The organism is Acinetobacter sp. Gutcm_16, assembly GCF_028649355.1.
Taxonomy (GTDB): Bacteria; Pseudomonadota; Gammaproteobacteria; order Pseudomonadales; family Moraxellaceae; genus Acinetobacter; species Acinetobacter johnsonii.
This window is the reverse complement of record NZ_JAQSUV010000030.1, coordinates 100,361-122,763: the sequence shown is the minus strand read 5'-3', so window position 1 is coordinate 122,763 and position 22,403 is coordinate 100,361. Positions and strand designations below refer to the sequence as shown.

The following is a 22,403-nucleotide window of genomic DNA, read 5'->3' as shown; positions in this document are numbered from 1 at the left end:
TTTTATGCCGTTTGTTTTAATGCACTGACTGGCAATAATGTCGAGTCTAATATCACTTGATGCGAGCGAGTTTCGTCAACGATGTATTCTTTGTGCTTAATACTATCTACGAAAATCCAATCCGCTTGCACCTGCTCTGCGGTAAAACGGACTTTCAAATAACCGCGCTGATTTAAATTGCAATAACTCAGCTCATCAATCAAGGTTGTAAAAGCAAACTCAAACTCTTGGAGTTGTTGCATTGGAATAGACAAATACTTTTCCATACCTGGCGAGGAAACTGAACTTGTCGCTAACTCCACACCCACAAATTGCCCTGTTAAATCGTGTAAGTCCGAAGCCCAAGCATTATGTGTATCACCAGCCAAGACCACGACTTTTTTATTTAAATACTGCAGTGTGCCGTACAGCGTCTCCCTTTCAACCGCATAACCATCCCATGCATCTAAATTGTAAGGAACCACAGTTTTAATACGAGACAACTGCTCTACTGTTAAAGATGGATCATGATTTAAGTAACGAAGTTTTATTTCTACTAATTCTTTAATGAGTTGATTCACCTGCGCCAAAACCTCTGGAGTCAACGCGCCGCTACTGATTGCACTGAGCACTTGTAACATCTCGGCTGGAACAAGCATTTTGCTCATCAACACCTGCTGACCCAAAACTTGCCATGTGGCTTTAGAGCTCGCAAGTTGCTGTGTTAACCATGCGCGTTGATTCAACCCCAGTAACGTTCGATTTGGGTCTTGCATATCTGTAGTAAAGCGCACAACATCCAAACCCGATGCGGTTAAATAATCTGCATAATCTAACTGTTTACTCCGCGCTAGAATACGCGTATCCAACATATTCAACTGCACTAAATTACCAAAGTTAAACTGGCGATAAATATTCAAATGATCTTTTTCAGAAAGCGGACGGATTGGCATCCACTCAAAATAGGCCGCCAGTGCCGCAAGTTTACGTTCAAGGAAATCGCCTTCAGTATCTGACTGATGATTTTCAGCACCCTTTTCCCATGTATCATTTGCGAGTTCATGGTCATCCCAAATCACAATAAAAGGATGACGTTGATGCGCGGCCTGCAAATCTGCATCTAGTCGGTATAAAGCATAACGTTTGTGATAGTCATCTAAGCGAATAATTTCTAAGCTATTATCATCCGCCAGTGCACGCCCCATCTCTACAGCCTCTTCCGTTGCATATCCGCCCATACCATATTCGTAAATGTAATCCCCCAAATGAATCACAACATCCACATCCTGTTTTGCAATTTCTTTATAAACATGGAAATAACCCGCTGGATAATTTGAACATGAGCATACGGCAAACTGTACCGACTGTACTTGCGTTGCCAAAGTTTTGGTTTGCCCTGTGATTGAATATGTCGACGCCGATTTAAAACGGTAGAAATAAACTTGCCCCGCAGCAAGTCCCGTCACATCCACTTTCACCGTAAAATCTTGTGCAGCTGTAGTCAGCACCTTTCCTGTTGCTGTAATGTGTTTAAAGTCTGCATCTTTTGCCACTTCCCACAGCACCTCTAAACGCGCACTGCTATCCGATGGTGTTACGCGTGTCCAAATGATAACTTGAGTTTGTAAAGGATCACCACTGGCAACCCCATGCAAAAACTGCACTTGCGTAGTGGGCTGTGTGTTTGAATCGGCGTCATCACCACAAGCGGTCAGTGAAATAGGTAAAGATAAAGCACCAAATCCTGCCAAAGTTTTTTGAATAAGTTCTCGGCGGTTCATTTTTTTTGTCATGTGGATTGCCTAAAGACGATATGGACTTGAAATTTATGCGAAAAAGATGACATCCATATCTCAAGTCGATGACATTTTTATGACGCCTGAACAAGTGCAGACAGATAATTTTGCTATTTTTTAAACATAAACCGCTGAATTGATTGAAAAGAAAGCAAATAATCACAAATAGACTTGCCAACTTTTATTTCGTCCTCTATTATTGCGCTCATGCCCGAGTGGTGAAATCGGTAGACACAGGGGATTTAAAATCCCCCGCCCACAAAGCGTGCCAGTTCGAGTCTGGCCTCGGGCACCATTCTTAAGCTAATTAAGATGGTGCAATAAAAAAATCCAGCGATATGCTGGTTTTTTTATGTCTATAATTTATGCATCGAAGCACATAACAATCACAATATGAAAAAGAATACCTTCATTATCCTGAGCCTAGTTTTTGCAAACGTCAGCCATGCAAACCCCACCTCACAGCAAACAGATAGCGATACCTTTTATGACTTGTTTGCAGGCACAATTATTGAAAAAGACCGTCAACTCTATTTACATGCGTGTAAATCAGTAGATGCTCATTTTAAATTAAGCTTTAATCATACTAAAGATGAGCAACATATTCGTGAGCTCATGAAAAAGCATCCAAAATTTTGGCTGAATCTCAGTGCAAATGCTGAAATGGTCGAAGGCGAATACGTGATGACAGTCGATGCGATTGGAGATGAACATTTGAACCAAAGTTGTCATCTCACCGATCTTTTAGATGAGTTATAACAGCAATCTCAGCTTCTAAAGCAAAACCAACAGAACTTGAAATGAGAGAGTGACTCACCACTCTCTGTTCACCACCAATTCTTCCATTTCAATATCCATAAACCCAGCATCTTGTACCACCATCATCATCGCTTCAGCAATAAAATCGGCAGCAGAATCATCTAATGACGAATCTAGATCTTCAAAATGTGGCTTCATTTCATTAATTTCAGCCACTGTGGCATTGGCATATTGATAAATATCACCCTCAGATTTTGCTTTTACAATTTTTTTAGCAAAAGTCTCGACATGCTGCTTCACTTCAGCAACAAGAATATCGGGATAATATTCATCATCAAACATAGGGAGAAGTAAATCTGCAAACATACAGGCACTCAAAATGAGAAACTTAAAAAACGAGTCTGTATAACATAAACCAAACAAATCACCAAATAAAAAAGCAGCATCTGAAGATGCTGCCAGTCTAACAATCTGATATAGATCAAATTTTCAAATTAAATCATTAGCTCCGCATTCCGCCGCCCCATTAAGCCATATTCATCGCTTGCCAAACCTTGATCGCATCACTCATGGCTTTAACATCATGGGCGCGCACCATACACGCGCCTTGTTGAATACTCAACAAATGTCCCGCTACAGAACCCACGGCCCGCTGCCCTGCATCGGCCCCGCCTAAAGCTTCTCCGATAAAGCGCTTTCGTGACAATGCGGACAAGATAGGATACCCGAGCTGATTTAGCTGATGGAATTCTTTTAAAAGCTTAAGGTTCTGCTTTGCATTTTTAGCAAAGCCAAAACCCGGATCAATCATGATATTTTCAGCTTTGACACCAGCCTTGAGTGCATCCGACACGCGCTGGGAAAGCTCAGTCATGACATCTAGAGTGACATTATCATATTGATCTAAACCATTCATGGTGGTTGGTTCACCACGCATATGCATGATAATCACTGGAATATTCAGTTTAGCTGCCGTCTCTAAAGCATTCGGACGTGTTAATGCTCTCACATCATTCCAGATATGTGCGCCTGCTGCGACTCCAGCTTGAATCACTTCAGGTTGAGAGGTATCAATTGAAATGACCACATCAAGTTCAGCCAAAGCTTCCACCACTGGGACGACACGACGAATCTCTTCTTCAACCTCAACTACAGAGGCACCTGGACGTGTAGATTCCCCCCCAACATCGATGACTGTCGCCCCATCCGCAATCATTTGCTGAGCATGCGCAAGCGCTTGTGCTTTGCCATTATGTTTGCCGCCATCACTGAACGAGTCTGGCGTCACATTTAAAATACCCATCACATGCGGTACCGATAGATCGAGTGATAGCTCACCACAACGTAGGATTTTCTTTGGCAAAGCCATCAATTGCATGTGATATTCTCCAGTTCAACTCGCGTTATCTTAACGCGTTCCCCACTTTTACGCGCTTATTTTTCTTCATCAGTAGTGAATAGTCGCGCAATAAAAAACCACCCGAAGGTGGTTTTTTATTTTAACTTTTAAAAATTAAGTTGCTGATGGTAATGGTGGCGGTGTGCTTGGACCATCTGTTGGAGTTACATCAATCACAGGATTTTCTGCAACATACACTTTTGGTGGTTGTGGCTCACGACCTTCCATAATGTCACGAATTTGCTCTCGATCAATCGTTTCCCATTCCATCAAAGCTTTCACCATCGCATGAGCAATATCTTTATTGTTTTCCAAGATATTGCGTGCTACATGGTATTGCTCATCGATGATACGGCGAACTTCAGCATCTACTTGCTGCTGCGTTGCTTCAGAAATCGTACGACTACCAATGCTGCCCATGAATGATTGCTGAGAATCATCTTCATACACCATTACACCAAGTTTGTCAGACATACCGTACTTAGTCACCATCGCACGTGCCATTTTAGTTGCGCGTTCAAAGTCGTTTGAAGCACCTGTCGACATTTGGTTGATAAAGATTTCTTCAGCAATACGACCACCAAACAAAATTGAAAGTTCATTCAACATTTTGTCTTTATAGTGGCTGGTTTGGTCATGTTCAGGCAACTGCCATGTTACGCCCAACGCCCAACCACGCGGCATAATGGTCACTTTGTGTACAGGGTCTGTACCCGGTAGAATTTCAGCCACAATCGCATGACCAGCTTCATGATACGCGGTTGCACGACGCTCTTCTTCACGAATCACCATCGACTTACGTTCAGGGCCCATGTACAACTTGTCTTTTGCATCTTCAAAATCATGCATATCGACAGTGTTCTTGTTACGACGCGCAGCAAATAATGCAGCTTCGTTCACAAGATTCGCCAATTGTGCACCTGAGAAGCCCGGCGTACCACGTGCAAGCACCTGTACATCGACACCAGTCACTGAAGGTAATTTTTTCATGTGAACATTTAAAATTTGCTCACGACCTTTAATGTCTGGCAGACCAACCATTACTTGGCGGTCAAAACGACCTGGACGGAGTAAAGCTTTATCCAGTACATCGGCACGGTTTGTAGCAGCAATGACGATAATACCTTCATTACCTTCAAAGCCGTCCATTTCCACCAACATTTGGTTCAAGGTTTGCTCACGCTCATCGTGACCACCACCTGTACCTGAACCACGATGACGACCCACAGCATCAATCTCATCAATAAAGATGATACATGGTGCATGACGTTTCGCTTGTTCAAACATGTCACGGACACGAGACGCACCCACACCCACGAACATTTCAACAAAGTCAGAACCAGAAATACTAAAGAATGGTACTTTCGCTTCGCCTGCAATTGCTTTTGCAAGTAAAGTTTTACCTGTACCCGGTGGACCCACCATTAACACGCCTTTAGGAATCGTTGCACCTAAACGTTTAAATTTTGAAGGGTCTTTTAAGAAATCAACAATTTCTACAACTTCTTGCTTTGCTTCATCACAGCCAGCGACGTCGGTAAAAGTCACTTTAATTTGGTCTTCTGCCAACATTTTTGCTTTTGACTTACCAAAACTCATTGGACCGTTTTTACCACCTGCTCCGCCACCCATGTTGCGCATAAAGAACATGAATAACAAAATGATTAAAAGTACAGGGAAGCTTGCGATCAAAAGTTGCATCAATAAACCTTGACGTGCAGGTGCAGTACCTTCAACGACAACGTTATTTTTAATCAGATTAGGCATAAGCTCTGGGTCTTGAACCGCAGGACGAATACTTTCAAACTCTGAACCGTTTGATTTTTGGCCATGAATTCGTTCGCCATCAATTGTCACTTGCTTAATTTGACCAGCATTCACCGCAGCAACAAACTCTGAATAATTCATCGCTGTCGGCTTTTCATTGCTACTGACATTACTGAAAATAAGGATCAGTACGCCCAGTATCACTAGCCACAATATGGCATTCTTGAAGAGATCGCTCAAAGCTTTATTCCCATATCAATCTAATTTGATCATGCCCTATCGGGTGACCTTAAAGTTTCTGCTGAAGATCAGCTTCGCAAAATAATAAAAAGGTACAAAATGCACAATTTTTAACGACTTGGCAAGTAAACTTTATTTGAAAGCCTTCTTACGGCCTTGCCCAACTAAGAATACTTCCTTAGATCGGGCACGTGATGCAGCAGGTTTTACTGTCTTTAACACATCAAAGTTGTCGACTACTTGCTTACGGAACTCGTCAAAGCCTGTACCTTGGAATACCTTTACAACAAATTGACCATTTGGACCGAGCACTTTCGTAGCAAAATCGATGGCCAATTCACAGAGGTAAATCTGGCGAGGTTGATCTACAGCCTTGTTACCTGAAGTATTGGGGGCCATATCTGAAATTACAACGTCTACTTTACGTCCATCTAAAATATTTAACAATTTATCGAATACTTCTTGCTCACGGAAGTCACCTTGCAAGAAGGTCACATCTGGGAGTGCATCCATTTCCAAAATATCAGATGCAACCACCAATCCTCGATCACCGACCAACTTTCCTGCAATTTGTGACCAACTTCCAGGTGCGGCACCCAAATCAACCACGGTCATGCCTGGACGAATGATGTTATATTTTTCTTGAATTTCAAGTAACTTATAAGCTGCACGTGCTCGATAACCTTCTTTTTGCGCTTTTTTCACAAAATGATCATCAAGGTGCTCTCTCATCCACGCACGGCTACTTTTGGATAACTTTTGGTTGGTAATGCGTGTTGCCATATCTCTCTAAAACATTAAAATTTCTTAAACTTAATTGTACGTTAAATTCTCTAGGCTTGCAGTATACATCTGTATCCAAATCTTGGGTTTTAGTTGTTTTTTTCTATTATCTAAATCGATTATTTCCACAGAATATACAGCGTTTAATTTCGCAGTTTGTTATACTAAGCCGTTTTTAAAATTAGGTTATCTTTATGGCGACTTTATCCATTCAGGAACGCAAGCGTTTGCGTCAAATCGGTCATGCTTTAAACCCTGTGGTAATGCTTGGCGGTTCAGGTCTGACTGAAAATGTCGTTGAAGAAATTTTACGTGCTTTAAACGACCACGAATTGATTAAAGTCAAAATCGCGGGTGAAGACCGTGAAGAGCGCGCTGCAATCATTGCAGAAATTGCCTCAACTACAGGTGCAGAAATTGTACAGACCATTGGTAAAATTGCTTTGCTTTACAAAAAAGCGGCGAAACAAAATGCCAAATTGTCTAATTTAGTTCGTTTCGCTCACGCAGCAAAATAATTGTAGTTTTTTATGGCAAGTTACGAACTCAGTGCATTTGATCGTCGCTTTCAAGCTATTTCGCTTGTTGGTGCGATTGAACAACAAAGCCCATATGCTCTCAATATCGGCTTTTGGTTACGCGATCCCAATTTGTACATGCACTGGCCTGAAGTCGTGAATGCAAATCCTCGTCAAGACTTTTTATGGGAAAACACCTGTTTTGAAGTCTTTATCGGGGTAAAAGGCGAAGATTATTATCGCGAGATCAATCTCTCCCCTTCGCAAGCTTGGCAGGCCTATCAGTTTGAGGAATATCGTTATCCTGAAGATATGCCGCCACAGATCGCTTACGATATTGAACTCAATCAATTGAAGCGCACCCACTATGGTTTAAATGTCAGCATTGATCTGACTGAATTTATGCTGCAACACAAACTCAAATGGGCTGACCTATATCTGGGTTTATCCGCGGTGTTGAATACGTCACAAGGTCAACAGTTCTATGCCATGCAGCATAGTGGCCAACAAGCTGACTTTCACAATAAACGTGATTGGTTGCATCAGTTTTAATCCAGACAAATAAATCAGATCAATAAAAAAGTGAGGCCATGACCTCACTTTTTTATGCACTTAATCTTGAGCCTCGTACAGCGAGATTACTTGCTTGAAACCTTATTCCATGCATCTAAGGTGTGTTCTTTTGAACGTTTGAAAGTTTCAGTCAACTGATCTTTATGTTTTACTGAAATTTCGCTGACATCACCTTTTAACTCTTTACCTAGTTTGGTCAAGTCATCTAAAACAGCCGTAAACTCAGTTTTAACAAACTCTTTTAGTTCAGTTAAGTCTTTTTGAGAGTTCGATAACTGCCCTTTAATGGTTTCTAAGCGCAGTAAAAGATCTTGTTTAAACTGGCGGAGTTGCTCTTGCACACTGGCATTCAACTGCTTCGCTTCAGCTTCAAGCTTTTCTTTGCTTTCAACTACAGCTTCAGTGACCTGCTCTGTTGCTTCTTTCGCCACTTGCTCAAGCTTTTCAGTGCTTTCTGCAACAACTTCTTTCAACGCTGGCTTTGGTTTGGTCACTTTGTCTTGTTCAGTCATGATGTTATTCCTGTTGTTATATATACAGCGACAGCTTAGCGTGATTCGATAAAATTTAGATTTTGATTTGTTAGACAATTATTTGTTGTTACATTTTTCTTTACAAAACTTAGAAACAGTATCCGCTACAAAATAAAAGCACTTTATCTTGTTAATTCCATCTTATTGGCATGGACTTTGTTAGTGAAGTTGCGTATAGTGCCATGTTAAGTTCAAGCGAGCAGACATAGGGAGGGTAGGTTTTTAGATAGCCTTCCTTTTTTTTCGTCTACTCGCTTTTTTACAGCCTAAATTTCAGGAGCTTTGGTTTGAGCACCCCAGCAATTTTAGCCCTTGCCGATGGTACGATCTTTAAAGGAACGTCTATTGGTGCATCGGGTAGTACGACTGGTGAAGTCGTTTTCAACACTGCCATGACTGGCTATCAAGAAATTTTGACTGACCCGAGTTATGCACAGCAACTTGTGACTTTAACTTACCCTCATATCGGTAACACAGGTTGTAATGATGAAGACGCTGAGTCAGGTCGAATTCATAAAGTATGGGCCAACGGATTAATTATTCGTGACCTACCTTTATTGCATAGCAACTTCCGATCAACGCAATCTTTAGGCGAATACTTAAAAGAACATAATGTTGTCGCAATTGCAGATATTGATACGCGTAAATTAACCCGTATTTTGCGTGACAAAGGTGCGCAAAATGGTTGCATCCTTGCTGGTGAAAATATTACTGAAGAGCAGGCTTTAGAAAAAGCACGCGCATTTGGTGGTTTAAATGGTTTAGACCTAGCTAAAGAATGCTGTGACCCAACTGGTTTCGAATGGACAGAAGGTTCTTGGGTATTAGGCAAAGGCTTCACACAACCTGAACTTAAATTCCATGTTGTTGCATACGACTACGGTGTCAAAACCAACATCTTACGTATGCTTGCAGACCGCGGTTGTAAACTCACTGTCGTGCCTGCACAAACCCCTGCTGCTGACGTGCTTGCATTGAATCCAGATGGCGTGTTCTTATCGAACGGCCCTGGCGACCCAGCTGCATGTGACTACGCAATTGAAGCTGTAAAAACAATTGTAGAAGACGCTCGCAACCTACCTGTCTTTGGTATTTGCTTGGGTCACCAAATTCTTGCACTTGCCTCAGGTGCAAAAACGGTGAAAATGCCGCATGGCCACCACGGTGCTAACCACCCTGTTCAAAACATGGAAACAGGCACAGTGATGATTACTTCTCAAAACCACGGCTTCGCAGTGGATGCAGAAACTCTTCCTGCAAACTTGAAAGCTACGCACAAGTCTTTGTTCGATCAAACTCTTCAAGGGATTCATCGTACAGACAAACCAGCGTTCAGCTTCCAAGGTCACCCTGAAGCAAGCCCTGGTCCGCATGACTGCGCACCATTGTTCGATCATTTCATCGAACTTATCGAAGCATCTAAGAAGTAATTAAGGAAGCGATCATGGCTAAACGTACAGACATTAAAAGTATCTTAATTATTGGTGCAGGTCCGATTGTCATCGGACAGGCATGTGAGTTTGACTACTCAGGTGCGCAAGCATGTAAGGCTCTTCGTGAAGAAGGCTACCGTGTTATTTTGGTAAACTCTAACCCAGCAACCATTATGACCGACCCTGCGATGGCAGACGCAACTTATATTGAGCCAATCACTTGGCAGACTGTTGCTCAAATCATTGAAAAAGAGCGTCCAGATGCTGTCCTTCCTACAATGGGTGGTCAAACAGCATTGAACTGTGCGCTTGCACTGGATGCCAACGGTATTTTAGAAAAATACAATGTTGAATTGATTGGTGCGACTAAAGAAGCGATTGAAAAAGCTGAAGACCGTAAACTGTTTGATGAAGCAATGCGTAAAATTGGTCTTGAATGTCCAAAAGCTGCGATTGCTGAAAACATGGAAGAAGCTCTAGAGATTCAAGCGCGCTTCGGCTTCCCTGTGATTATCCGTCCGTCATTCACGATGGGTGGTTCAGGTGGCGGTATCGCTTATAACAAAGAAGAATTCCTTGAAATCTGTGAACGCGGTTTCGATCTTTCTCCAACCAAACAATTATTGATTGATGAGTCTTTAATTGGTTGGAAAGAATACGAGATGGAAGTTGTTCGTGACAAAAACGACAACTGTATTATCGTTTGTGCAATCGAAAACTTTGACCCAATGGGCGTGCACACAGGTGACTCAATCACTGTTGCGCCTGCGCAAACATTGACAGACAAAGAATATCAATTGATGCGTAATGCATCTTTAGCAGTTCTTCGTGAAATTGGTGTTGAGACAGGTGGTTCTAACGTTCAGTTCGGTATCTGTCCAGATACTGGCCGTATGGTGATCATCGAGATGAACCCGCGTGTATCGCGTTCATCTGCCCTTGCATCAAAAGCAACTGGTTTCCCGATTGCAAAAATTGCAGCGAAACTAGCAGTTGGTTACACCCTTGATGAATTAAAAAATGACATCACGGGCGGAACGACTCCTGCTTCGTTCGAACCTGCAATTGACTACGTGGTAACAAAAATTCCACGTTTCAACTTCGAAAAATTCCCACAAGCAGACGCAACACTGACCACACAGATGAAATCTGTGGGTGAAGTAATGGCCATTGGTCGTAACTTCCAAGAGTCTGTAAACAAAGCACTTCGTGGTCTTGAAGTGGGTGCGTGTGGTTTTGATGAAAAAATCGCAGTAGGAACTGAAGGCGCGAAAGAAAAGATCTTGGTTGAACTTAAAGTTCCGGGTCCAGAGCGTATTTGGTATGTGGCTGACGCATTCCGTCATGGTTTCACCTTAGAAGACGTGTTCCAAGCGACGAAAATCGATAAATGGTTCTTGATCCAAATCGAAGACATCATCAAAACTGAAAATGAAATCAAAACTTTAGGTTTTGGTGATCTAAACGCAGACAACATCCGTTCGTTCAAACGTAAAGGTTTATCTGACCTTCGCATCGCGAACTTGATGGGTATTTCACAAAAACAATTCCGTAAGCACCGCTGGAACTTGGGCGTGACGCCAGTTTACAAACGTGTGGATACTTGTGCAGCAGAATTCGAATCTGACACTGCCTACATGTACTCAACTTACGATGATGAGTGTGAATCAAACCCATCTGATAAAGATAAGATCATGGTGATCGGTGGTGGTCCTAACCGTATTGGTCAAGGTATCGAATTCGATTACTGCTGTGTGCACGCGGCGCTTGCAATGCGTGAAGATGGCTATGAAACCATCATGGTGAACTGTAACCCTGAAACAGTTTCAACGGATTACGACACTTCAGATCGCTTGTACTTCGAACCAATCACTTTGGAAGATGTACTTGAAATCGTTCGTACTGAAAAGCCAAAAGGCATTATCGTTCAGTATGGTGGTCAGACTCCGCTTAAATTGGCTCGTGCTTTAGAAGAAGCAGGTGCGCCAATTATCGGTACATCACCAGATGCGATTGACCGAGCAGAAGACCGTGAACGTTTCCAACAAATGATTCAACGTCTTCAACTTCGCCAGCCAAACAACAGCATTGTAAAATCTGCTGAAGAAGGTATGGCTGAAGCATCGAAAGTAGGCTACCCACTGGTGGTGCGTCCTTCTTATGTACTCGGTGGTCGTGCGATGGAAATCGTATACAACGACGAAGAGCTTAAACGCTACTTACGTGATGCGGTACAAGCATCAAATGAAGCGCCAGTTCTTCTTGACCGTTTCTTAGATGATGCGATCGAAGTTGACGTAGACTGTGTATCTGACGGTAAAGACGTTGTGATTGGTGGTATTATGCAGCACATTGAACAAGCAGGGATTCACTCAGGTGACTCAGCATGTTCGATTCCTCCATACTCACTCTCAGTTGAAATCCAAGACGAAATGCGTCGTCAAACCGTTGCTATGGCGAAAGAGCTTGGCGTTGTTGGTTTGATGAATGTACAGTTTGCTGTGAAAGGCGAAGACGTTTACATCCTAGAAGTGAACCCACGTGCGTCTCGTACTGTGCCATTCGTTTCTAAATGTATCGGTGAGTCTTTAGCGAAAGTTGCTGCGCGTTGTATGGCGGGTCAGTCTTTAGAATCTCAAGGATTCACTAAAGAAATCATCCCGACTCACTTCTCTGTAAAAGAAGCGGTGTTCCCGTTCAACAAGTTCCCGGGTGTTGACCCTATTCTTGGCCCTGAAATGAAATCTACAGGCGAAGTAATGGGTGTTGGTAAAACATTTGGTGAAGCATTCTACAAAGCTGTGTTAGGCTCGAATGAACGCGTACCAGGTCTTCCTACAGAGGGCGAAGTGAAGCATGCATTTATCTCTGTGCGTGATTCAGACAAACCTCGTGCTGTTGGTATTGCGAAGCAACTGGTAGGCTTTGGCTTCAAAGTACTTGCAACTGGCGGTACTTATGAGTTCATTAAAGCTGCGGGTATTGAGTGTGAACGTGTAAATAAAGTCACTGAAGGCCGTCCTAATATCGTGGACCGCTTGAAAAATGGCGAAGTTCACCTCATTATCAATACAACTGAAGGCAAACAAGCTCAACAAGATTCGTTCTCGATTCGTCGTTCAGCGCTTCAAGCGAAAGTGTATAACACTACGACCTTGAACGGTGCTGATGCTGTATGCCAAGCTTTTGCGATTCAATTGCCAATGGATGTATACCGTTTGCAAGATTTACAAACTGTAGGTTAATTCGTTTACCGAGAAGTCCCGTCACCTCTCGGTGGCGGGCTTTTTTTCATTTATAAACCTATATTTTTTACACTCATAGACTTGAGGGACAACAATGCAACGTTATCCTATGACTCCCCAAGGCAAATTAGCCTTAGAGAAAGAATTACATCAATTAAAAAGTATTGAACGTCCACGTATTATTGCGGCAATTGCTGAAGCACGTGAGCACGGGGATTTAAAAGAAAATGCGGAATACCATGCTGCACGTGAGCAACAAGGTTTCTGTGAAGGTCGTGTTCAAGACATCGAAGGTAAATTGGGTGCGGCTCAAGTTATCGATGTAAAAGAACTTGAACAGAACGGTCGCGTGGTTTTTGGGGTGACAGTCACTATCGAAAACTTAGACACCGAAGAACAAAAGACCTATATGATCGTGGGTGACGACGAAGCTGATTTTAAAATCAATAAAATTTCAGTGAACTCTCCTATCGCACGTGGCCTTTTGGGAAAAAGCGAAGGCGATGAGGTAAAAATTCAAACTCCTCAGGGTGAAGTTGAATACGAAATTGTGAAAGTTGCATATATCTAAGTTTCTTTGATATTTACGGCTGTAGAAACCCCTCGATTGAGGGGTTTTTTGTTTTTGTATTTTACCAAATAGCTCTTCCTAGCCCTCTTCTTATCCACGTGGGAAATTTCACTCCAAGAATGAGATAGATTTAGGGTATTCATTTCCCCTCTTTATCAAAGCAAGACTTTTATTTGTTATAATTTCTCACACTCTTCAACGCTGTCTTTTTATGTCTGAGCCACTGATTAATTCTCCTGTCAAACACTGGTGTGAGTTTGAGTTCATCTCTAAAACGGTGAAGAATCCGAATATTCACATTAAAGGGAATTACTCTTACTATTCAGCGTATTGGGATCAAGGTTTTGAACGTTGTGTCGTGCGTTATTTGCATGATAAGCCCTCGACCATAGACAAACCAATTGATCAACTCTATATCGGCAACTTCGTCTGTTTTGGCGCAGAATGCGTCATTATGATGGGTGGTAACCAACTGCATCGTACTGACTGGATTTCGGCTTTTCCTTTTGATACACGTAGTTTTGTGCCCGCTGGTGATACCATCATTGGAGATGGATGCTGGATTGGTTCACGTGCCATGATTATGCAGGGAGTAACACTCGGTGAAGGTGCAGTGGTGGCAACGGGTGCTGTCGTGACCAAAGATGTTCCACCCTATGCCGTTGTGGGTGGAGTACCTGCCCAAATTATTAAGTATCGCTTTCCTGAAGCAGATATAGAAAAACTGCTTGCACTGAAGCTCTATGACTTAGATGAAAAGCAGTTTTTAAAAATGCGGGAGCAGTTACAAACAGATGATGTAGAAAAACTTTATCAGTGTTTAGAACTATAAATATCATATCGGACATCAAAAATCTCCTTTAGACGTATAGTAAGTCTTTATTTTTTAGAGAGTTTCATGAGATGATTCCTTCATAATCCTAGTAATGGTTTAAATAGAACCAAATAATCGTCTCGAATGAAACAATATTTTAGGATTAAAAATCAGATATTTTATTTAAAAATCTAGAAAAAGAATAATTAGTTGCTTAAGAAATAGGAGTTACACAATATGGAGAAATTTTTAAAACATAAAATTATTTATATTTATTTTAGTTTTCAAATAATTATTACATTCTTATTTTTTGAAAGCTATTTCTCATATATATTAATATTTAATGGAGGTGTTCTTTTTTCTGTATGTGCTTATCTAGAAAATAAGAAAATAGAATCTTTTTTTATCATTCTAGTAATGCTACTAGGCTTAATTTATGCTTGTCTATCATTACTCTATAAAAATCCCAATTATTATTGGAATAATGGTCAAGTTTTTGAAGGTTACTACTTGATTAAAGAAACAAAAATTAGAACACGGCAAATGGGGAGTATGACTGGAAGGGATAGTGTAATTGAACCATCATCTTATAACAGTCTAACATTAGAAAACAAAGAAAATAAATCGACAATTCTAGTTGAATGTTCAATTTCAGAATTAAGTTTCCCATTTTATAATAAAATTGATCAAGAGGTTTATATCAAATATATTGAAAGCAATTTTTTCTCAAGAAAATATGCTTTTTACCTTAAAAATAACGATATTATTTATGATGAAATCTATTTCAATAAAAAATATAAGAAAGAGAATTATTTGAAAATATTTTTTATTGTATTTTATTTAGGAGGATGTTTTTTCTTCACCTACAAATTAATTAAAAATAAAAACATATCCTTAGATTAGGTTGCTTTTTTCCACCATCTGAATTTGATTAATTTAATTAGAGCTTTTCATTAATTTCTAAATATTTTATTTTCAATGAAAGCCATTCCCCCATCTAGTGATAATTTAACCAAATCCAACTTAAGCGCTAAAATTTTCACACTTCAGTCCACCTCAAAGATAACGAATGTCTTTTCAGTCGTTATCACGCGACTGATGCAGAACCGTTTCGCCTTAAGCAGAAAACTACACATAAGCCATTCATAAATATAAGCTATTTTTTAGACAAAGCCTATGTTTCTTAAACACTACATTTACATTCAACTTTAGTGTTAAATTGATTATTATTCACACGCTTTTGTGCTAATTTAGAAGTGAGAAATTAGCATTTCATATGCAAATATCCATATGAATTTACTAGGTTTTATTCTTTAAAAAATACAGCTATTATCAAGATATAAGCTGTATTTAACCCGTGATACATTAGAACAGAAATCTGCACGTATAATCAGTTGATAATAAGGAGAAACAACCATGGCATACCAAAACATTTTAGTCCCTGTAGACGGTTCCGAAACTTCATATGCAGCAGTTGCGCAAGCCGCTGAACTTGCAAAAGCATTTGGCGGCAAAATTACAGTCGTTCAAGTACTTGCACTTGACCCTTACATTGCAGCTGAATACATTTCTGCAACTCAAACCAATGACTTAATTGAACGTGCGCGTACTTCAGTTTTGAAAACACTTGACGAAGCAGCAGCTAAATTTAGCGATCTGGGTATTCCTGTTGAAGCAAAACTACTGGAAGGTCAGGTGGTGCACCGTGAAATTATCAGAGAAGCTGAAACATCTAAAGCAGACCTGATTGTCATAGGCTCTCATGGCCGTACAGGTTTAAAACGTTTATTCCTAGGCAGTGTTGCACAAAGTGTTTTAGGTGAGGCGCACATTCCTGTTTTAGTTGTTCGTCAGTAATACATCGAGTGCTCTACTTCCACAGAGGTAGAGCATTTCTATTTCAAATATTCCATTGAAACTCTTTCATTTTCACTTTTCCCCCAATCACTAAAATACCTTCAGACATCAGTAACTGTGCTTGAATGTTCTGTCCCTGATCATTCAGCTTACTTAGGCTAATTTTCCCTTGGGAGTTGATTACCCGATACCAAGGCAAAGTACTGTCTACATCCATATGTTTTAGTACATAGCCCACTAAACGCGAATGTTTGGGAATGCCTGCTAAACGTGCAATTTGTCCATAACTGGCTACCCGCCCATAAGGAATCTGGGCAATCACCTGAAAAATCATCGGTGCCAGTTCTTTGACTATCGATTCTGCCATTTCAAATGTGCCCTATTCTAAGTATTCCATAATGACATCGTTATATGATTCAAATAAACCAGCTCATTCATTCTAAAAAGCCCCAATACAGGGGCTTTTTGGTTGAGCAAATCACTAAAAGTTATCAGGACTTTCCAAACGTTTCACTTCCTGAACTCGTTCAGGGTTATGCACCGCAGCAATGCCGTCATCTGCTTTAACATCGATCAATGCTTCAGGCTGATAGACAGTAATCGTCTCAAAACCCTGTGCATCTTCACCAATAATGTACTTAAAGCCTTTACGGTTCATTTTATTACACAGACGTTGATACCAGCCTTTAAAACCTGTCTTTTCCTCATTCGGATTGTAGTAAAACGCATTCATCACAGCAGGTAATCCTAGGCCACAGACCATGCCTGAAAGCAACACGGCGATAAAAGTATAACCAATCAAAATACTGCTATATTCACTTAGCTCAGGCACGTTAGCTACCGCTAAGATCAATGCTAAGGAGATCCCTCCACGCACCCCCCCCCATGACAAAATCGCCAAACTTCCGTTATAGCTTTTCTTACGGAAAGAGGGAAAAAAGGCAAAAGATAAATAGTTCGCTGCAAAACGTGAAGCATGCAGAATAATAAAAGCGACGATGCCACCAAAAATCAGACTAAAGCTGAGATCTAAAATAAACAGTTCCAAACCAATTAAGGTGAATAAGAACGAGTTAATAATCCCTTCAACCGTATGCCAAAAATGGTTCACTTCACGTATTTCGCGCTCTTGTAAAATTTCTTTCCATTTGTTCCCTACAATCAAACCACCGATGACGCAAGCAATCGGTGCTGAAGCATGGGCAAACAGTGCAACCAAGTACGAACCGCAGGCCAAGAGTGCGGTGGTCAAAATGAGAGACTCCATTTCGTGCTTACCACGTAGTAGTCGCAATATCCCTAAACCAAAGGCCCAACCAATAATGACGGCGACAAAAATTTCATAGAGTAAGGTCTGCAACACGCCCATGACGGTAAAGTTTTCACCTTGTAAGACGTTTAAGAGCGTCATGAATAAGGCAATACACATGGCATCATTAAACAGTGATTCGCCTTCGAGCTTGACCATTAAGTGATGCGGTGCGCGTACAGAACTGAGCACGCCTTTGATCCCAATCGGGTCCGTTGCACCCAATGCAGCCCCCAACAGCAAAAGCACCAATAAATCGACATGCTGCCCAATAATGAACTGATAACCGTAGAGCACCACCCCAAAGAACACGGCGCACAGTACCAACGCAATACTGGCTAAAATGCTGATCGGCTTCCAATAACTACGTAAATCTGAGACTTTGAACTTCAGTGCAGAAGAGGTCAAAATGAAGCAAATCACGCCATTGATTAAAAAGTCATAAAAATCAATGTGACGAACCGCTTCTTCAATGTTATGAATATTGATGGTAATAAACTGATTACCACTCAACAGGCTCGCGCCCCACTGTAAAATAAAGACAAAAATGGCAGAAACGATGGGGACGCCAATGGCTTGGGGAAAACCTAAAATACGTTTATTGAAAATAGTCGTTGCAATGGATAATGCAAAAATAACGGTAAAAACTTGTAGAAAAAAATAATTTCCCATTGAACTTCCAAATTGGGCGGTTGGGGAGATGGCGGCTTTCAGTGCTTATCTATGGAATAAAAATTCATTTCATACACATTGATGCTCGAAATATTTTAATCATTTTTCACATCAACGCCCGAAAAAAATAATTTTTTTAACATTTCTCCTGATGATGAATTAACATAGCGCATATGCATGTTTTTTATGCGTGAACTTTCCCTTTGGCCAAGTTTGATCTCCTATGCAATTCACTTTTAAAACCATCTTTCGGATGTTCTTCGCACTGATTATTTTCCTAACCACCTTTGCGTTGTTTCTGACCTGCTTTGCAAAAACCAAAGAAATTTTACAAGCCGAGCAAACTTTTGCCTCAGCACAAAGTTTTAAAATGAACTCTCGTCCCGATCAAACTCTGGTTCTACTTTCAGCACCCGATGATCATATTTATTTGCATGTGGCCAATCAGGGTTATATCGCCAAACTCAGCTGTAATCATTATTTAACCGACATTTGTGTAGATGACTACAACGAACAACATACCCGCCAAATTCAGTCAATTGAACTACTCAAAGCAGGGCAATTTAACTATATTCAGCAAGTCAGTTATCTCGATACACGGACACAAGATGTTAAAACATTGCGTTATACGCCTGAGCAAATTCAGCAGTTTTACCGCGCGGATATGAGCAACTTAAAGTATGTGGTGTTTGGGGTGTTGTTATTTGCCTGTATTGCGTTATATGTGAGCGTCCGTATTGCTCGAAACTTTAAGCAGTTCTTAAACCGATAGAAAGAATTGATTGAAATAAAAAAAGAGGTGATTAATCACCTCTTTTTTTATGGCTTAAATGGCTTGATTAAAAGTATCACAACTTTCAACTTGCCCCGACTTAAAGCCCGTGCTAAACCAAGTCATACGCTGTTGACTGGTTCCATGGGTAAAGCTATCAGGCACCACTTGCCCTGTTGCCCGTTTTTGTAGGTAATCATCACCAATCTTATGTGCCGCATCCATCGCTTCTTCAACATCGCCTTGCTCTAAGAACTGAGTCCGTTGATTGTTATGATGCGCCCATACCCCCGCTAAACAGTCAGCCTGTAACTCTTGGCGTACCGATAAAGCATTGCCTTGCGCTTTTGAGCCCTGTGCACGAGCCTTTTGCACTTGTTCAGAAATACCTAAAATGGTCTGAATATGATGTCCAACCTCATGTGCCACTACATAAGCCTGAGCAAAGTCACCCGCTTGATCTTGGCGTGCCAACTCCGTTTGGTTTTGCTCACCGCCAATCCCCATTTGAGTTCGCATGTCTTTAAAGAATGTCGTGTCGATATACACTTTCTGATCTGCTGGACAGTAAAACGGCCCCATTGCAGACTGAGCAGTACCACAACCCGAATTGATCACCCCTGAAAACATCACCAACTTCGGTGGAACATATTGTTGTCCCAATTGCTGTTGGAAAATTTGACTCCATGTGTCTTCAGTGTCGGCCAGTACCGTACCGACAAAGTCCATCGCTTCCTGCTGATCAGGCGTTGGGTTATCCAAACCTTGAGTTTCTGCCGCTCCAGTTTGTGCGGTCACTTGTTTAGTGGCTTGGTAGGCTTGCTGCGGATCGACTCCTAGAAATTTCCATGCCACAAAGGCCACGATCAGCCCTAAAATACTGATGCCACCCGCCTTGACACCGCCACCACCGCGACGATCCTCGACATTGCTACTGACACGACGTCCCTTCCAACGCATAGCACTTTTCCTTCTTTTAATTCATGCTGACCCGATCCAGTTTATGCCTTTTTTGAACTCGGCCAAACTTTTTTAATCAACCTCACAATAGCCAATACAATCAAACCAGCGACAAAACCGATCACTAAATTAATCAGTGTTGGGGTTAATGCTCCCACAATGCTGCCCACAGTTGGAATATGTTCAGCATAATCCACTGAACCTTCAGTGAAATGATGCAATAAAGGTACGCCGTGGGAAATAATGCCACCACCCACTAAAAACATCGCGATAGTGCCCACGATGGTTAAGATCTTCATCAGCTTTGGTGCAAAAGCCAATAAACCACGGCCAATAGTTTGCTTAAATGAAGAGGCTTGCTGAGTTAGATACAGCCCTAAATCATCAATTTTGACAATCATCGCCACAAAACCATACACACCGACGGTCATTAAAATAGCAATTACAGACAACACCATAACTTTGGTTGAAAAAGTTGCTGCCGCTACAGTCCCCAGTGAAATCACCACAATTTCTGCCGACAAAATAAAGTCGGTACGAATCGCGCCTTTGACCTTATCCTTCTCAAAAGTCGCCATATCCGTTTCAATCGCAGCTAATTCTTGGCTGGCTTCCTCTTCGGTTTTGGCTTTTTTGTGATGCAAACTATGCAGGACTTTTTCTACCCCTTCATAGCATAGAAATAAACCACCAATCATCAACAGTGGCGTGATCAGCCACGGTGCAACCACACTAATCAACAGCGCTGCAGGGACTAAAATCAATTTATTAACAAAAGAGCCTTTTGCCACGGCCCAAACCACAGGCAGCTCACGGTCAGTACGAACCCCACTGACCTGTTGTGCATTGAGTGCTAAATCATCCCCCAAAACACCCGCCGTTTTTTTTGCCGCCATTTTACTCATGACCGCAACGTCATCTAATATCGTGGCAATATCATCTAGTAATATTAATAAGCTACTCGCCATTTATTTTTATCCATCTTGAGAATTTTGACATTTTAATCTGTGATCTAAGCTTTTGAATATTTGTTTTTTGAAATTTAACTGATTTTATAATTTTTTCACTGCAGTTTTTTTAAGACTGACATTGAAAAAGATTATGCCGTACAATGTCTGCATTCTTTGAAAATAGCATGTCGCTACGACGACTTTGGAAATAGATAATGAGTAATCAAGACAACCGTCCTGTTATTTTGACAGGCGACCGTCCAACGGGACAACTTCATTTAGGGCACTTTGTCGGATCTTTACGTTCACGTGTGGGTTTGCAGGATTCACACCATCAGCATTTATTATTGGCCGATGCGCAAGCCTTTACTGACAATGCAGATAACTTTGAAAAAGTTCGCCGCAATATTCTTGAAGTTGCCACAGATTACTTAGCAGTCGGGATCGACCCAACCAAAACCACCATTTGCGTGCAGTCGAGCTTACCCGCGCTGAATGAACTCACCATGTTGTATCTCAACTTTGTGACCGTGTCTCGTTTAGAACGTAACCCAACCATCAAGTCTGAAATTCAGATGCGTGGTTTCGAACGAGATATTCCAGCTGGTTTCTTATGCTACCCAGTTGCACAAGCAGCAGATATCACCGCATTTAAAGCAACTGTTGTACCTGTAGGTGAAGACCAGATTCCAATGATCGAACAGACCAATGAAATCGTACGTCGCTTAAATCGTCAGATTGGTCAGGAATTACTACCTGAGTGTAAGGCTCTGCTTTCCAATATGAGCCGCTTACCCGGCTTTGATGGTAAAGCCAAAATGTCGAAATCTTTAGGCAATACCATTGTGTTGGATGCAACCGATAAAGACATTAAAAAAGCTGTTAATGCGATGTACACCGACCCGAACCACCTGCGTGTTGAAGACCCAGGTCAGGTTGAAGGTAATATCGTATTTACGTATTTAGATGCGTTTGATCCAAACAAAGAAGAAGTTGAAGAACTGAAAGCACATTACCGCCGTGGCGGTTTGGGCGATGGTACGGTGAAAAAACGTCTTGAAGGCGTATTGAAAGAGCTGATCACGCCAATTCGTGAACGTCGTATGGAACTTGCGAAAGATCCTGATTACATCATGGATATTTTGAAGACTGGTACAGACAAATGTCGTGATATCACTCAACAGACTCTAGATGAAGTTAAATCGGGTTTAGGGGTGTTTCATTTCTAAACCCAGCTTAAACTAAAGCGCATATTTAAGCCTTTCTCACTGAGAAAGGCTTTTTTGATCACTAAACAAACAAAAATAAGCCACATGCATCTCAAAAACTGACATTTAGTGTCGTTTGTTAACCTAAATTTACAGTAATTAACGTGAATACTCATGAAATAAGAATGCACAGCCCTTATGATGAGTCCATAGCTTAGATTAACCCTGAGATATAACGTTTCTCCTTTTTACCGAAACTGTGTAA

At 41.3% G+C, this 22,403-nt stretch carries 21 protein-coding genes and 1 tRNA gene; 12 read left to right on the top strand and 10 right to left on the bottom strand.

What is annotated here, in order from left to right; all coding sequences use genetic code 11:
* Window positions 1-2: 2 nt before the first annotated feature.
* A complete protein-coding gene (locus tag PTT44_RS08400) occupies window positions 3-1,772 on the bottom strand; it encodes an alkaline phosphatase D family protein (RefSeq protein WP_168158133.1) in 1,770 nt (589 codons plus the stop codon).
* 212 nt (window positions 1,773-1,984) lie between these two features.
* On the opposite strand from PTT44_RS08400, the gene PTT44_RS08395 reads away from it, so the two are divergent.
* Together PTT44_RS08395 and PTT44_RS08390 are read left to right on the top strand one after the other, a co-directional pair.
* Window positions 1,985-2,070 (top strand) — tRNA-Leu (locus PTT44_RS08395).
* A gap of 98 nt (window positions 2,071-2,168) precedes the next feature.
* Window positions 2,169-2,534: a hypothetical protein gene (locus PTT44_RS08390; protein WP_168158134.1), complete on the top strand. Its 366-nt coding sequence runs from the start codon at window positions 2,169-2,171 to the stop codon at window positions 2,532-2,534.
* A gap of 54 nt (window positions 2,535-2,588) precedes the next feature.
* Here PTT44_RS08390 and PTT44_RS08385 read toward each other — a convergent pair whose 3' ends face one another.
* The 4 genes from PTT44_RS08385 to rlmE form a co-directional block, all read right to left on the bottom strand.
* Window positions 2,589-2,900 carry a DUF5713 family protein gene (locus PTT44_RS08385; RefSeq protein ID WP_004982696.1) on the bottom strand — a complete coding sequence of 104 codons (312 nt, stop codon included), beginning with the start codon at window positions 2,898-2,900 and terminating at the stop codon, window positions 2,589-2,591.
* A gap of 160 nt (window positions 2,901-3,060) precedes the next feature.
* A complete protein-coding gene (folP, locus tag PTT44_RS08380; RefSeq protein ID WP_216076686.1) occupies window positions 3,061-3,912 on the bottom strand; it encodes a dihydropteroate synthase in 852 nt (283 codons plus the stop codon).
* Between the two features lie 135 nt (window positions 3,913-4,047).
* Window positions 4,048-5,940, bottom strand: a complete 1,893-nt coding sequence (gene ftsH, locus PTT44_RS08375; RefSeq protein WP_005400430.1) for an ATP-dependent zinc metalloprotease FtsH — start codon at window positions 5,938-5,940, stop codon at window positions 4,048-4,050.
* Between the two features lie 132 nt (window positions 5,941-6,072).
* Window positions 6,073-6,723, bottom strand: a complete 651-nt coding sequence (gene rlmE, locus PTT44_RS08370) for a 23S rRNA (uridine(2552)-2'-O)-methyltransferase RlmE (RefSeq protein WP_004695608.1) — start codon at window positions 6,721-6,723, stop codon at window positions 6,073-6,075.
* 194 nt (window positions 6,724-6,917) lie between these two features.
* On the opposite strand from rlmE, the gene yhbY reads away from it, so the two are divergent.
* On the top strand, window positions 6,918-7,241 hold the full coding sequence (gene yhbY / locus PTT44_RS08365; protein WP_004982701.1) for a ribosome assembly RNA-binding protein YhbY: 324 nt from the start codon (window positions 6,918-6,920) through the stop codon (window positions 7,239-7,241).
* A gap of 12 nt (window positions 7,242-7,253) precedes the next feature.
* The gene (locus PTT44_RS08360; RefSeq protein ID WP_005400429.1) at window positions 7,254-7,793 is read left to right on the top strand and encodes a DOMON-like domain-containing protein; all 540 of its coding nucleotides are present in this window, start codon (window positions 7,254-7,256) and stop codon (window positions 7,791-7,793) included.
* A gap of 86 nt (window positions 7,794-7,879) precedes the next feature.
* Here PTT44_RS08360 and PTT44_RS08355 read toward each other — a convergent pair whose 3' ends face one another.
* Entirely contained in the window at window positions 7,880-8,326 is a 447-nt protein-coding gene (locus PTT44_RS08355; RefSeq protein ID WP_010327273.1) for a hypothetical protein, read from the bottom strand.
* Between the two features lie 308 nt (window positions 8,327-8,634).
* On the opposite strand from PTT44_RS08355, the gene carA reads away from it, so the two are divergent.
* From carA to PTT44_RS08325, 6 genes are all read left to right on the top strand, one after another.
* The gene (gene carA / locus PTT44_RS08350; RefSeq protein WP_004695603.1) at window positions 8,635-9,777 is read left to right on the top strand and encodes a glutamine-hydrolyzing carbamoyl-phosphate synthase small subunit; all 1,143 of its coding nucleotides are present in this window, start codon (window positions 8,635-8,637) and stop codon (window positions 9,775-9,777) included.
* Window positions 9,778-9,791: 14 nt separating this feature from the next.
* The gene (gene carB / locus PTT44_RS08345) at window positions 9,792-13,025 is read left to right on the top strand and encodes a carbamoyl-phosphate synthase large subunit (RefSeq protein WP_010327274.1); all 3,234 of its coding nucleotides are present in this window, start codon (window positions 9,792-9,794) and stop codon (window positions 13,023-13,025) included.
* A gap of 94 nt (window positions 13,026-13,119) precedes the next feature.
* Window positions 13,120-13,596: a transcription elongation factor GreA gene (gene greA / locus PTT44_RS08340; RefSeq protein WP_004695598.1), complete on the top strand. Its 477-nt coding sequence runs from the start codon at window positions 13,120-13,122 to the stop codon at window positions 13,594-13,596.
* A 211-nt stretch (window positions 13,597-13,807) separates the two neighbouring features.
* Window positions 13,808-14,428, top strand: coding sequence for a CatB-related O-acetyltransferase (locus PTT44_RS08335; RefSeq protein WP_168158135.1), 621 nt, complete (start codon window positions 13,808-13,810; stop codon window positions 14,426-14,428).
* A 219-nt stretch (window positions 14,429-14,647) separates the two neighbouring features.
* Window positions 14,648-15,313 carry a hypothetical protein gene (locus PTT44_RS08330; protein WP_168158136.1) on the top strand — a complete coding sequence of 222 codons (666 nt, stop codon included), beginning with the start codon at window positions 14,648-14,650 and terminating at the stop codon, window positions 15,311-15,313.
* A gap of 513 nt (window positions 15,314-15,826) precedes the next feature.
* Entirely contained in the window at window positions 15,827-16,267 is a 441-nt protein-coding gene (locus PTT44_RS08325) for a universal stress protein (RefSeq protein WP_168158137.1), read from the top strand.
* A gap of 43 nt (window positions 16,268-16,310) precedes the next feature.
* On the opposite strand, the gene PTT44_RS08320 is transcribed toward PTT44_RS08325, so the two are convergent.
* Together PTT44_RS08320 and PTT44_RS08315 are read right to left on the bottom strand one after the other, a co-directional pair.
* A complete protein-coding gene (locus PTT44_RS08320) occupies window positions 16,311-16,634 on the bottom strand; it encodes an MGMT family protein (protein ID WP_168158138.1) in 324 nt (107 codons plus the stop codon).
* 114 nt (window positions 16,635-16,748) lie between these two features.
* Window positions 16,749-18,248: a cation:proton antiporter gene (locus PTT44_RS08315; protein ID WP_078425320.1), complete on the bottom strand. Its 1,500-nt coding sequence runs from the start codon at window positions 18,246-18,248 to the stop codon at window positions 16,749-16,751.
* A gap of 223 nt (window positions 18,249-18,471) precedes the next feature.
* On the opposite strand from PTT44_RS08315, the gene PTT44_RS08310 reads away from it, so the two are divergent.
* On the top strand, window positions 18,472-19,020 hold the full coding sequence (locus PTT44_RS08310) for a hypothetical protein (protein WP_168158154.1): 549 nt from the start codon (window positions 18,472-18,474) through the stop codon (window positions 19,018-19,020).
* A 54-nt stretch (window positions 19,021-19,074) separates the two neighbouring features.
* Here the strand turns inward: PTT44_RS08310 and ypfJ are convergent, their stop codons facing one another.
* Both ypfJ and PTT44_RS08300 read right to left on the bottom strand, forming a co-directional pair.
* Window positions 19,075-19,980, bottom strand: coding sequence for a KPN_02809 family neutral zinc metallopeptidase (ypfJ, locus tag PTT44_RS08305; protein WP_168158155.1), 906 nt, complete (start codon window positions 19,978-19,980; stop codon window positions 19,075-19,077).
* A 41-nt stretch (window positions 19,981-20,021) separates the two neighbouring features.
* Entirely contained in the window at window positions 20,022-20,948 is a 927-nt protein-coding gene (locus tag PTT44_RS08300) for a DUF808 domain-containing protein (protein ID WP_168158156.1), read from the bottom strand.
* 197 nt (window positions 20,949-21,145) lie between these two features.
* Here PTT44_RS08300 and trpS point away from each other — a divergent pair, with 197 nt between their 5' ends.
* The gene (gene trpS / locus PTT44_RS08295; protein WP_004695576.1) at window positions 21,146-22,159 is read left to right on the top strand and encodes a tryptophan--tRNA ligase; all 1,014 of its coding nucleotides are present in this window, start codon (window positions 21,146-21,148) and stop codon (window positions 22,157-22,159) included.
* Window positions 22,160-22,403: the final 244 nt, after the last annotated feature.

Coding starts and splice junctions, on each gene's coding strand:
- PTT44_RS08300 (WP_168158156.1), bottom strand. CDS start 20,948: ATGGCGAGTAGCTTATTAATATTACTAGATGATATTGCCACGATATTA.
- carB (WP_010327274.1), top strand. CDS start 9,792: ATGGCTAAACGTACAGACATTAAAAGTATCTTAATTATTGGTGCAGGT.
- PTT44_RS08385 (WP_004982696.1), bottom strand. CDS start 2,900: ATGTTTGCAGATTTACTTCTCCCTATGTTTGATGATGAATATTATCCC.
- greA (WP_004695598.1), top strand. CDS start 13,120: ATGCAACGTTATCCTATGACTCCCCAAGGCAAATTAGCCTTAGAGAAA.
- rlmE (WP_004695608.1), bottom strand. CDS start 6,723: ATGGCAACACGCATTACCAACCAAAAGTTATCCAAAAGTAGCCGTGCG.
- PTT44_RS08310 (WP_168158154.1), top strand. CDS start 18,472: ATGCAATTCACTTTTAAAACCATCTTTCGGATGTTCTTCGCACTGATT.
- PTT44_RS08315 (WP_078425320.1), bottom strand. CDS start 18,248: ATGGGAAATTATTTTTTTCTACAAGTTTTTACCGTTATTTTTGCATTA.
- PTT44_RS08360 (WP_005400429.1), top strand. CDS start 7,254: ATGGCAAGTTACGAACTCAGTGCATTTGATCGTCGCTTTCAAGCTATT.
- PTT44_RS08400 (WP_168158133.1), bottom strand. CDS start 1,772: ATGACAAAAAAAATGAACCGCCGAGAACTTATTCAAAAAACTTTGGCA.
- PTT44_RS08335 (WP_168158135.1), top strand. CDS start 13,808: ATGTCTGAGCCACTGATTAATTCTCCTGTCAAACACTGGTGTGAGTTT.
- PTT44_RS08390 (WP_168158134.1), top strand. CDS start 2,169: ATGAAAAAGAATACCTTCATTATCCTGAGCCTAGTTTTTGCAAACGTC.
- ypfJ (WP_168158155.1), bottom strand. CDS start 19,980: ATGCGTTGGAAGGGACGTCGTGTCAGTAGCAATGTCGAGGATCGTCGC.
- yhbY (WP_004982701.1), top strand. CDS start 6,918: ATGGCGACTTTATCCATTCAGGAACGCAAGCGTTTGCGTCAAATCGGT.
- folP (WP_216076686.1), bottom strand. CDS start 3,912: ATGCAATTGATGGCTTTGCCAAAGAAAATCCTACGTTGTGGTGAGCTA.
- PTT44_RS08330 (WP_168158136.1), top strand. CDS start 14,648: ATGGAGAAATTTTTAAAACATAAAATTATTTATATTTATTTTAGTTTT.
- trpS (WP_004695576.1), top strand. CDS start 21,146: ATGAGTAATCAAGACAACCGTCCTGTTATTTTGACAGGCGACCGTCCA.
- PTT44_RS08320 (WP_168158138.1), bottom strand. CDS start 16,634: ATGGCAGAATCGATAGTCAAAGAACTGGCACCGATGATTTTTCAGGTG.
- PTT44_RS08355 (WP_010327273.1), bottom strand. CDS start 8,326: ATGACTGAACAAGACAAAGTGACCAAACCAAAGCCAGCGTTGAAAGAA.
- PTT44_RS08325 (WP_168158137.1), top strand. CDS start 15,827: ATGGCATACCAAAACATTTTAGTCCCTGTAGACGGTTCCGAAACTTCA.